General features: G+C 69.9%; 3 protein-coding genes. 1 reads left to right on the forward strand and 2 read right to left on the reverse strand.

Translation table 11 applies throughout. The annotated features are described in order from the left end of the window. Together KZA10_RS14775 and KZA10_RS14780 are read right to left on the reverse strand one after the other, a co-directional pair. Positions 1-196, reverse strand: a 196-nt coding sequence (locus KZA10_RS14775; RefSeq protein WP_218683262.1) for an ATP-binding cassette domain-containing protein, incomplete at its 3' end; no start/stop codon positions are given. Between the two features lie 95 nt (positions 197-291). After that, positions 292-918, reverse strand: a complete 627-nt coding sequence (locus tag KZA10_RS14780; protein WP_218683263.1) for an SOS response-associated peptidase family protein — start codon at positions 916-918, stop codon at positions 292-294. Positions 919-1,020: 102 nt separating this feature from the next. Here KZA10_RS14780 and KZA10_RS14785 point away from each other — a divergent pair. Then, on the forward strand, positions 1,021-1,554 hold a 534-nt coding region (locus KZA10_RS14785), incomplete at its 3' end, for a DMT family transporter (RefSeq protein WP_218683264.1).

Raw genomic sequence — 1,554 nt, forward strand, 5'->3', positions numbered from 1 at the left:
GGTACTCGCGGCCGGCGATGGCGGCACGGCCGGACGTCGGCCGGTCGAGGCCGACGATCATCCGCATGGTGGTCGACTTCCCGGCGCCGTTCGGGCCCAGGAATCCGGTGACGCTGCCCGGCTTGACCGTGAACGACACGTCATCGACGGCGGTCTTGTCTCCGAATCTCTTGGTGAGGCCTTCTGCTGTGATCATGAGGACAACGTTACGGAGCGACCCCGGGATCGCGCGTCCTCCTCAAGTACACATCTGATGGAGAGAGGGTCCGCCCGGCGGCGGACATCCGCACCTCAGGGGCGAGGACGTGCCTGCACGCGCGCGGCCATCTCGTCGGAGGCGAGGACCGCCTCGTCGATGATCTCCCTCGACGCCGGCGCGGTCAGCCAGTCGTGGCTCAACGAGGAGGGGACCAGCAGCGGCATCCGATCGTGCAGATCGATGAGGTGTGCCGGGGCGGGGCGCATCACGATCGAGTAGCACGTGAACCACTCGCCGTCGGCGGTGCGCCCGCGCTGGGTGACCGCGGCCATGCCGAACAGGGTGCCGTCGTCGATGATGAACTCGTTCCACTGGCGAGAGGGCTTCTGCATCTCGTACCAGCTCGTCGCGGGCACGATCGCTCTCGACTTCGCCCCTCCTGGACGCTCCTGAAGGCGTTCGGCGCGGGTGTTGATCGAGGGGAACTTCGCCGGCTCGCCGTTCACGAGGAAGCCCCACCACGCGGGCTCCAGGGTCGGCGCGGCATCGGGCTGCACGACCAGGGGATTGAGGTTGCGCAGGCTCTTGCCCGTGGGGCGGACGGTCTCACCCGCATTCTCGCGGGCCCACACCCGCAGGCCCTCGAGCACCGCGTCGTCGGCGGCGGCGAGGAGCTCCGCATCGGTGAATCGGGGATCGAGACCGTAGCTCGCGCACATGCCGCCAGCGTAGCGCCGGGCTCCGACATCCGCAGGAACGAGAGCGCCCACGGGCTCGGGTAGGGTCGACAGGTGCCAGAGCCCCGTCGACTTCCCGCCCCGGTGGCACTGGGCGGTGCGGTGGCGATCGGGGTGATGACGGCGATCCAGGCGCGGATCAACGGAGTGCTCGGAGTGCGTGTCGACGATGGGATCGTCGCCGGCTTCGTCTCCTTCTCCGTGGGCCTTCTGGCGCTCGCGGTCGTGATCATCTGTCTCCCCTCCGCCCGACGAGGAGTGGCGAGACTCCGCGACGGCATCCGGCAGCAGACGATCCCGTTCTGGATGCTGCTCGGGGGCGCCTGCGGCGCGCTCACGGTCTCCACCCAGGGGCTCACGGCGGGAGTGCTCGGCGTCTCGCTGTTCACCGTCGGCGTGGTGGCCGGGCAGACGGTGCACGGCCTCGTGCTCGATCGGATCGGCTTCGGTCCGGCAGGCGTCGTCGCGGTCACTCCCGGTCGGGTCCTCGGCGGTCTGCTCGCGCTCGCGGCGGTCGGCATCTCGCTCTCCGGCGATGTGCTCGCCTCCGCACCGCTGTGGATGCTGCTGCTGCCGTTCGCAGCGGGCGTCGGCATCGCGTGGCAGGCGGCGACCAAC

Source organism: Microbacterium sp. BF1 (assembly GCF_019279095.1).
Taxonomy (GTDB): Bacteria; Actinomycetota; Actinomycetes; order Actinomycetales; family Microbacteriaceae; genus Microbacterium; species Microbacterium maritypicum.